The sequence below is a fragment of the Streptococcus sp. Marseille-Q6488 genome (assembly GCF_946902925.1).
In the GTDB taxonomy this organism is placed as follows: Bacteria; Bacillota; Bacilli; order Lactobacillales; family Streptococcaceae; genus Streptococcus.
The window spans coordinates 55339-64094 of record NZ_CAMPPZ010000014.1 but is presented as its reverse complement, the minus strand read 5'-3'; the positions used below and the strand labels follow the sequence as shown (position 1 = coordinate 64094).

Sequence of the window (8756 nt, the reverse complement as noted above, 5' to 3'; positions counted from 1 at the left end):
ATGAAGTAGACTTAAATGGCAATACTGTTGGTAAACAAGGTCAAGATTTAATTGATCAGCTTCGTGCTAATGGTACTCAAACTTATAAAGCTACTGTTAAAGTTTACGGAAATAAAGACGGTAAAGCTGACTTGACTAATCTAGTTGCTACTAAAAATGTAGACATCAACATCAATGGATTAGTTGCTAAAGAAACTGTCGAAAAAGCTGTTAAAGATAACGTTAAAGACAGTATCGATGTTCCTGCTGCTTATCTTGAAAAAGCTGAAGGAAAAGGTCCATTCACTGCCGGTGTAAACCAAGTAATTCCTTATGAACTCTTCGCAGGTGATGGTATGTTGACTCGTCTCTTGCTCAAAGCTTCTGATAAGGCTCCATGGTCTGATAATGGTGTAGCTAAAAATCCTGCTTTATCTCCATTAGGAGAAAATGTGAAAACCAAAGGTCAATATTTCTATGAAGTAGACTTAAATGGCAATACTGTTGGTAAACAAGGTCAAGATTTAATTGATCAGCTTCGTGCTAATGGTACTCAAACTTATAAAGCTACTGTTAAAGTTTACGGAAATAAAGACGGTAAAGCAGATTTGACAAATGTCGTAGCAACTAAACAAGTTACTATTAAGATAAATGTTAAAGAAACATCAGGCACAGCAAATGGTTCATTCTCACCTTCTAACTCTGGTTCTGGCGTGACTCCGATGAATCACAGTCATGCTACAGGTGCGACTCATCAAACAGCTGCTGACCATAAGGACATGATGGCACCAGCCAAAGAGACTGATAAAGCAATGCCAGCAAATGACCAAATGGAAAAATCAGGTATGAAGACTGAGACTCCAGCTCCAGGTACTACAGATAGCATGCCTGCTGACACCATGACAAGCTCTACCAATACGATGGCAGGTGAAAACATGGCTGCTTCTGCCAATAAGATGGCTGATACGATGATGTCAGACAAGATGATGTCAGATGATAAAGCTATGCTACCAAATACTGGTGAAGCTCAAACATCAATGGCAAGTATTGGTTTCCTTGGGCTTGCACTCGCAGGTTTACTCGGTGGTCTAGGTTTGAAAAACAAAAAAGAAGAAAACTAATCAGCTAAGGAAATAAATGATGGATAGTGGGCTGACTAAGGCTAGTTTACCAACTCAATCAGCTATCAGGACTTTCTTTCAATAGCAGATTAAAATCATCGTAAAACAATAAAAATAGTGTTATACTTAAAGCAGTATAGCACTGTTTTTATCAAAGGAGAGACAGATGGGAAAGACAATTTTACTCGTTGACGACGAGGTAGAAATCACCGATATTCATCAGAGATACTTAATTCAGGCAGGTTATCAGGTCTTGGTAGCCCATGATGGACTGGAAGCGCTAGAGCTGTTCAAGAAAAAACCGATTGATTTGATTATCACAGATGTCATGATGCCTCGGATGGATGGTTATGATTTAATCGGTGAGGTTCAATACTTATCACCAGAGCAGCCTTTCCTATTTATTACTGCTAAGACCAGTGAACAGGACAAGATTTACGGTCTGAGCTTGGGAGCAGATGATTTTATTGCTAAGCCCTTTAGCCCTCGTGAGCTGGTTTTGCGGGTTAACAATATTTTGCGCCGCCTTCATCGTGGGGGCGAAACAGAGCTGATTTCCCTTGGCAATCTGAAAATGAATCATAGTAGTCATGAAGTTCAAATAGGAGAAGAAATGCTGGATTTGACTGTTAAATCATTTGAATTGCTGTGGATTTTAGCTAGCAATCCAGAGAGAGTTTTCTCCAAGACAGACCTCTATGAAAAGGTCTGGCAAGAAGACTATGTGGATGATACCAATACCTTGAATGTGCATATCCATGCTCTTCGACAGGAGTTGGCAAAATATAGTAGTGACCAAACGCCCACTATTAAGACAGTTTGGGGCTTGGGATATAAGATAGAGAAACCGAGAGGACAAACATGAAACTAAAAAGTTATATTTTGGTTGGATATATTATTTCAACCCTCTTAACCATTTTGGTTGTTTTTTGGGCTGTTCAAAAAATGCTGATTGAGAAAGGTGAGATTTATTTTTTGCTTGGAATGACCATCGTTGCCAGCCTTGTCGGTGCTGGGATTAGTCTCTTTCTCCTATCGCCTGTATTTACGTCGTTGGGCAAACTCAAGGAACATGCCAAGCGGGTAGCGGACAAGGATTTTCCATCAAATCTGGAGGTTCAAGGACCTGTAGAATTTCAGCAATTAGGCCAAGCTTTCAATGAAATGTCCCATGATTTGCAGGCAACCTTTGATTCCTTGGAAGAAAGCGAACGAGAAAAGGGCTTGATGATTGCCCAGCTATCGCATGATATCAAGACTCCCATTACTTCGATTCAAGCGACAGTAGAAGGGATTTTGGATGGGGTTATCAAGGAAGGAGAACAGGAGCATTATCTAGCAACCATTGGGCGTCAGACGGAAAGGCTCAATAAACTGGTTGAAGAGTTGAATTTTTTGACTCTAAATACAGCTAGAAATCAGGTGGAAACTACTAGCAAAGACAGCATTTTTCTGGATCAGCTCTTGATTGAGTGCATGAGTGAGTTTCAGTTCTTGATTGAGCAGGAGGAGCGAGATGTCCATTTGCAGGTAATCCCAGAGTCTGCCCGGATTGAGGGAGATTATGCCAAACTTTCTCGTATCTTGGTGAATCTGGTCAATAACGCTTTTAAATACTCAGCACCAGGAACCAAACTGGAAGTGGTGGCTAAGCTGGAGAAGAACCAGCTTTCAATCAGTGTGACCGATGAAGGACAGGGGATTGCCCCAGAGGACTTGGAGAATATTTTCAAACGCCTTTATCGTGTCGAAACTTCACGTAACATGAAGACAGGTGGGCATGGCTTAGGGCTTGCGATTGCGCGTGAATTGGCTCATCAATTGGGTGGGGAAATCACAGTCAGCAGTCAGTACGGCCTCGGAAGCACCTTTACCCTCCTTCTTAACCTCTCTGGCAATGAAAATAAAGCTTAAAACCCCTTTACAAATCTAGCCATTCATGGTAGAATGGATTTTGTGCGAAATATCAGCAGGAAAGCATGAAGCTCGTCAACAGGTGTCTTATGATAAGTAACCTTGGCTGTTTAGGCGAAGGGCATCTGCACGAATCAGGGCTTTCTAAGTGACTATTTCCACCGAAATATTATTTATATCAGGAGGACATTTACATGTCACGTTATACAGGACCATCTTGGAAACAAGCTCGTCGCCTTGGCCTTTCACTTACAGGTACAGGTAAAGAATTGGCACGTCGTAACTACGTACCAGGACAACACGGACCAAACAACCGTTCTAAATTGTCAGAATACGGTTTGCAATTGGCTGAAAAACAAAAACTTCGTTTCACTTACGGTGTAGGTGAAAAACAATTCCGTAACTTGTTCGTACAAGCTACAAAAATCAAAGGCGGAATCCTAGGTTTCAACTTCATGCTTCTTTTGGAACGTCGTTTGGATAACGTTGTTTACCGTCTTGGTCTTGCGACTACTCGTCGTCAAGCTCGTCAATTCGTAAACCACGGTCACATCCTTGTTGACGGAAAACGTGTTGATATCCCATCATACCGCGTAACTCCAGGTCAAGTGATCTCAGTTCGTGAAAAATCATTGAAAGTTCCAGCTATCCTTGAAGCAGTAGAAGCTACTCTTGGACGTCCAGCATTCGTATCATTCGATGCTGAAAAATTGGAAGGTTCATTGACTCGCTTGCCAGAACGCGACGAAATCAACCCAGAAATCAACGAAGCACTTGTCGTTGAATTCTACAACAAAATGCTTTAAGATAAGACTTTATATTGTAAGAAGCCTACAACAGTGGGCTTTTTGCTTTGTCTTAAAACGTTGATTTCTGGGTTTGTATAGAGATTTGTTAGTAAGGTTATTTGTGTATCTAAGTCTATCTATTCCAATAATTAAGTGATGTTGATGATATAAATCTGGTATGATATAATGTTTTGGCCCCCTCAATTTAATGAAGGGAGGTGTTACATATGTTAGAAACTTTACTCACAGTGTTTCTAGCTCCGTTACTTATTAACGTGTTATCTGAGCTTTTCAAGTTATGGCTTAAGAAACGTAAGAAGTAATGGTTAACCCTTTAAGAGGGTAGCAAAAAACCCCATCGGTGGCACGGTGGGGCTTTTTAGTTACATATGCTGTAACTTTACTCACATTGTAAGTTCATTCTAACATATAACACCCAATATTTCAAGTTTTTATTTTTATATTTCCTCAGAGTGTGTTTGTGGTTTGAGTCCATTTTACTGAAATTAGAACCCGTGTTACCAATTTCCATTTTGCATATCAGGTATAATATAGGTAAACAATGATGACATTGGTTAAGTAGAGTCCTAAAATTACCTGAATCAAATCAGTTTTACAAAAAAGATTGTGGGACGAGTAGAGTTTGAATTGAAATATAAGATAATTAACAAAAAGAAAAAACGCTGATCAAGCGTTTTTCTTCTGTATTGATTCGTATTGAATGCTTACTTCACTTCTGTAAACACAACGTGTTTGCGAAGTTTTGGTGAGTATTTCTTCAATTGAAGACGGTCTGGAGTATTACGTTTGTTTTTAGAAGTAAGGTACAAGCGTTCACCAGATTCTTTGTGTTCAAGTGTAATATTTACGCGCATGGTATCTCCCTTCTATTATTCAGCTGATGCAGCTTTAGCGATTTTACGTCCTTTGTAGTATCCTTTAAGTGATACACGGTGAGAACGTGAGTAATCTCCAGTAGTTTCGTCAAAGTTTACAGATGGAGCTGTTACTTTGTAGTGTGTACGACGTTTGTTTTTCTTCGCTTTTGAAGTGCGACGTGCAGGTACTGCCATTTTGATTTCTCCTTTAGGTATTTATATTCGATTCAATCTACTGATTTTCATCAACCATACTAGGATAACACATTTTTTTTGTAAAGTAAAGTTACTTGACAAAAAAAGATGAAAAAATTCTCCTGTCTGACAAGTCGGACAGGAGAAGATGTTAAATATCAATCTCAAATGGTTCGTCAATGGTTTCTGATACGTATTTTCCGTCTTTCTTCCGTTGCTTGACACACTCTGTGAGGAGATATTTGATTTGCCCATTGACTGAACGAAAGTCGTCTTCTGCCCATGATGCGAGTGCAGCGTATAACTTTGTTGAGAGTCGAAGGGGGATCTGCTTTTTTTTAGCTTCAGCCATCTTTAGTAAAGACTTCCTGTGTTGACAATTGGTTGTGCATCATGATTGCCACAAAGAACGACAAGGAGATTTGAAACCATGGCAGCTTTTCGTTCTTCGTCAAGTTCTACCAATTCCCCTTCATTGAGCCGTTCTAGTGCCATTTCAACCATTCCTACAGCACCATCTACAATCATCTTCCGTGCATCAATAATGGCAGATGCTTGTTGGCGTTGAAGCATAACGGCAGCAATTTCTGGAGCATAAGCTAGGTAAGTGATACGTGCTTCAAGGATTTCCAAGCCAGCATCCTCAACACGACTTTGGATTTCTTCACGAATACGGTTAGCAACAATTTCGCTAGAGCCACGGAGACTACCTTCATCTGCTTGCCCGTCACCCGTAGTATCCACATTAGGAGACACATCGTAAGGATAGATGCGGACAATATTACGGAGGGCGCTATCACATTGCAATGAAAGATATTCTTTGTAGTTATCAACGTTGAAGACTGCCTTAGCGGTATCGACAACTCTCCAAGTTACCGCGATACCGATTTCTACAGGGTTTCCTAAGCAATCATTGATTTTTTGACGAGAATTGCTCAAGGTCATGACTTTGAGGGAAATCTGTTTCTTGCCAATTTCAAGATTTACATCATTGCCATTTGATGATTTAGCTCCTAAAAAAGGAGATTTTGTGCTAACATCACCACTTTGTCCAAGTCGAGTGTGGTTTGCAGGGTTGACTGCTACGCTGAAGGGATTGACAAAGTAAAAGCCAGGTTCTTTGATGGTACCTGTATAGTTACCAAAGAGTGTCAGAACCAGAGCCTCCTGAGGTTTGACAACTTTTAAACCAGCATGAGTTAGCGCTGCAATTACGATTAGTAAAGGTCCGATAATAATTCCAAAAATGTTTTCCGAACCAACACCCATTATAAATATAAAGACACCAAGTACGAGCGTCAACTCAATGAGAATCAATGCGAATACACCATTTGGTTTTGAATTGATTAGTTTTTCAGTCATAAGAATGACCTCCCATTATTTGATATCTAAATAATATCGCTTTAATTTATAAATTCAAGAAAAAGTAGAAAAATAATCACTAAAAACTTTCAGCCCAATAATTTCTTTTAAAAGGTGAGATTATATTGTGCTCAAATACTCTTTTATTCTTATAACTTTTACACTATAATTGTAGTTAGAAAGGAAGAGAAATGTTTGATTATAGAGCACTAGTTATTTTGATGACTTTGATGGATCATTGTGAGCTATCATTATATGAATTATCTGTTAAGGTGAGCTTACCTATAAAGGAAGTCAAAGAAGGAATAGATTATTTAGTGCCTTATCTAGCTAATAAGGGGATAGTGCTGGATAAAAAGCAAGGTCGCTATAGTTTATCAAATCGTACGAAGCAGTCTTTGACAGATATTATTAAGTCGGATGAATTGGTTTTACCAAAGTCGACTCGCTTAGCTTTAATCTATCTTTACACTTTTTGCCGATTAGATTTTATATCGAATAATCATTACCAAGACTTTTTGAAAGTAAGTAAGAATACAACCTTATCTGATATTCAATCATTAAGAAAGATTATGTTAGATAATGATTTGGAGCTAGGGTACAGTAGAGCAAAAGGTTATACTTTACACGGTTCAGAGTGGAATAAGCACCGTTTAGCTTTTCAAATGGTTAGTGAGTTGCTGGAATCCTCCATAGGGATTTGGGGTTTGGATTATGTTTTATCCAGTTGGGGGTATTCATTAACTTATGATTTGATAAATCAGGTAGTTAAAGATTATTATGAGAAGCTACAGCTAGTACCTATTGTTAATCAATTAAAAGTTTGCCTTTTCGGTTTAGTATTCATTCTGTGTAGGTATCAAAGGGATGTTGAAAGAGTATGTCTTTCAGAGACATTAGTATCTCCTGTTATTCAAGATATAACCACTATTTTATTGGATACAGTGGTTGATTTGGGAATTATAGATACGGTGTTTTCTGAGGATGATTATCGCTATATCACAGTTTTATTATCAAGTTGCTTTGAAGGTGAAGTAGATGTTGCTCCGGTTTACTTTAATCAATTAACAGAGGCTATTATAAGTAGAATGGAAGATATTTCTTTGTTACATTTTAAACAAAGGGAAGGATTGAGAGAAAATCTTCGTCGCCATCTTATACCGGCTTACTATAGATTAAAGTTCGGTCTACCTAGTTCAAATGAATATGTGTTGCATGTTAAAGAACATTATCCTGATTTATTTGAACTAGTAAAAGATTCTTTGACTCCCTTGATGGACGCTATTGACAAGCCCATACCTGATAGTGAAACAGCATATTTTGTTATCCATTTCGGAGGTTATTTAAAGAAAGCAGATACTTTGCCTCAAAAATGGTATAAAGCAGCAATCATTTGTCCTAATGGTGTTAGTTCTTCATTGATGTTAAAAGAGAATCTATTAGCATTATTTCCTCAAATTGAGTTCATAGGAACCTCAAAGATTGATGATTTACAGGCGAAAACTAGTAGTGACTATGATATGGTTTTTTCTACCATAAAGGTGGAGACAGAAAAGCCAAATTATCTAGTTTCGGTTATGATGACTGAAGAGCAAGCAATACAACTAGTAGAACTAGTGTTAAAAGATTTTCCGAATTTAGAGTATGGGGATTTTGAGATTGAACAAATCCTGAATATTGTCAAAAGATATGGAATTATTACACAAGAATTGGAATTAAGATTGGCGTTAAAGAATTATCTTTATCAAAAAAATGATAGAAAGGAAATTGTACCAGTGCTAGAACAACTTATTACCAAAGAAACCTATCAGGTTAGTTCGCAAAAATTAGGATGGAAGGAGGCGATTCGTTTAGCAGCTAAACCGCTTTTGGATCAAGATAAGATAACGGAGAACTACCCTGAGGCAATGATTCAAAAAGTAGAAGAGTTTGGGCCTTTTATTAATTTAGGGAAGGGAGTAGCAATTCCTCACGCTCGGCCAGATGAAGGTGTGAATGAAATAGGAATGTCAATGTTAGTTTTGGAAAAACCGATTTATTTATTGGATAATCCAGAACAAGAGGTAAGATTGTTGATTTGTATTGCAGCCATTGATAATGAAAGTCATTTAAAGGCTTTGTCACATTTAACAACAATTTTAAGAGATAAAAGTCATGTTCAAACTTTAATATCATCAAAAAACTATGATGACATTGAAATGATAATTAAACAGGAGGATTAGATAATGTTAAAAATTGGTACAGCTTGTGGTTCAGGATTAGGTTCAAGTTTTATGGTACAGATGAATATTGAATCTGTATTGAGTGATTTGAATGTTTCAGATGTAGAAGTTGAACACTATGATTTAGGTGGAGCAGATCCAAATGCAGCTGATATTTGGATTGTTGGTCGTGATCTAGCTGATTCAGCTAGTCATCTTGGAGATGTTCGTATCTTAAATAGTATTATTGATATGGATGAACTACGAGAATTAATTACGAAACTTTGTGAAGAAAAAGGACTTATATAGGAGGCTAGC

General features: G+C 38.0%; 10 protein-coding genes. 6 read left to right on the top strand and 4 right to left on the bottom strand.

Features of this window, described 5'->3' with window-relative positions; translation table 11 throughout:
- The 4 genes from OVN23_RS07530 to rpsD form a co-directional block, all read left to right on the top strand.
- Positions 1–1100, top strand: a 1100-nt coding sequence (locus tag OVN23_RS07530) for an SSURE domain-containing protein (protein WP_267240912.1), incomplete at its 5' end; no start/stop codon positions are given.
- 166 nt (positions 1101–1266) lie between these two features.
- Entirely contained in the window at positions 1267–1965 is a 699-nt protein-coding gene (locus tag OVN23_RS07525) for a response regulator transcription factor (RefSeq protein ID WP_173219973.1), read from the top strand.
- On the top strand, positions 1962–3014 hold the full coding sequence (locus tag OVN23_RS07520) for an ATP-binding protein (protein WP_173219975.1): 1053 nt from the start codon (positions 1962–1964) through the stop codon (positions 3012–3014). The genes OVN23_RS07525 and OVN23_RS07520 overlap by 4 nt, the downstream gene beginning before the upstream one ends.
- Before the next feature lie 194 nt (positions 3015–3208).
- Positions 3209–3820 (top strand): 30S ribosomal protein S4, encoded by a 612-nt coding sequence (gene rpsD, locus OVN23_RS07515; protein WP_000092756.1) that lies wholly within the window; start codon positions 3209–3211, stop codon positions 3818–3820.
- Between the two features lie 707 nt (positions 3821–4527).
- Here the strand turns inward: rpsD and rpmG are convergent.
- From rpmG to OVN23_RS07495, 4 genes are all read right to left on the bottom strand, one after another.
- Positions 4528–4677, bottom strand: a complete 150-nt coding sequence (gene rpmG, locus OVN23_RS07510) for a 50S ribosomal protein L33 (protein ID WP_001265622.1) — start codon at positions 4675–4677, stop codon at positions 4528–4530.
- Between the two features lie 15 nt (positions 4678–4692).
- Positions 4693–4875: a 50S ribosomal protein L32 gene (rpmF, locus tag OVN23_RS07505; RefSeq protein ID WP_000290417.1), complete on the bottom strand. Its 183-nt coding sequence runs from the start codon at positions 4873–4875 to the stop codon at positions 4693–4695.
- 151 nt (positions 4876–5026) lie between these two features.
- Entirely contained in the window at positions 5027–5227 is a 201-nt protein-coding gene (locus OVN23_RS07500) for a PTS ascorbate transporter subunit IIC (protein WP_267240899.1), read from the bottom strand.
- A gap of 2 nt (positions 5228–5229) precedes the next feature.
- Positions 5230–6237, bottom strand: a complete 1008-nt coding sequence (locus OVN23_RS07495; RefSeq protein WP_000136847.1) for an SPFH domain-containing protein — start codon at positions 6235–6237, stop codon at positions 5230–5232.
- 191 nt (positions 6238–6428) lie between these two features.
- Between OVN23_RS07495 and OVN23_RS07490 the strand changes: the two genes are divergently transcribed.
- Positions 6429–8459 carry a BglG family transcription antiterminator gene (locus OVN23_RS07490; RefSeq protein ID WP_267240898.1) on the top strand — a complete coding sequence of 677 codons (2031 nt, stop codon included), beginning with the start codon at positions 6429–6431 and terminating at the stop codon, positions 8457–8459.
- 3 nt (positions 8460–8462) lie between these two features.
- Complete coding sequence (locus OVN23_RS07485) at positions 8463–8747, top strand: PTS sugar transporter subunit IIB (protein ID WP_000912476.1); 285 nt, start codon at positions 8463–8465, stop codon at positions 8745–8747.
- Positions 8748–8756: the final 9 nt, after the last annotated feature.